Annotated in this window: 2 tRNA genes and 1 rRNA gene; all 3 read right to left on the reverse strand. The window is 39.8% G+C overall.

From position 1 onward, the window contains the following. A 23S ribosomal RNA gene (locus tag BUE91_RS06765) occupies positions 1-88 on the reverse strand; the annotation flags it as partial. A 121-nt stretch (positions 89-209) separates the two neighbouring features. Next, positions 210-285 (reverse strand) — tRNA-Ala (locus BUE91_RS06770). A 26-nt stretch (positions 286-311) separates the two neighbouring features. Next, positions 312-388 (reverse strand) — tRNA-Ile (locus tag BUE91_RS06775). Positions 389-477: the final 89 nt, after the last annotated feature.

The raw sequence follows: 477 nt of genomic DNA on the forward strand, positions 1-477 counted from the left end.
CAACTCCCCTAAGCTTTTCGCAGCTTATCACGTCCTTCTTCGGCTTTTACTACCTAGGCATCCTCCATGTGCCCTTAATTAGCTTTTTAATCATCTTTTTTTATTTTCTTCTTACAGTTTAACTTCTTTCTTGCTTTCATTCTGTTTAAAGTTGTAATTCTTTACCTTATTTACTATTCATTTGTCATTGTCCTATGTTTTATTTAAATTGGTGGAGATAAGCGGGTTCGAACCGCTGACCTCCGCAGTGCAAGTGCGGCGCTCTCCCAGCTGAGCTATATCCCCATAAAAACAATAGTGTCTTCTCTTCGTGGTGGGCATAGCTGGACTCGAACCAGCGACCCCTGCGTTATCAGCACAGTGCTCTAACCACCTGAGCTATACGCCCTTAACTTTAAAGACATAATAAAAAAGGAATAAATAAAGCAAACAAACCAGAGTCAATTTAAATATGTTGTATTCTCCTTAGAAAGGAGG

The sequence above is a fragment of the Streptobacillus notomytis genome (assembly GCF_001902585.1).
In the GTDB taxonomy this organism is placed as follows: domain Bacteria; phylum Fusobacteriota; class Fusobacteriia; order Fusobacteriales; family Leptotrichiaceae; genus Streptobacillus; species Streptobacillus notomytis.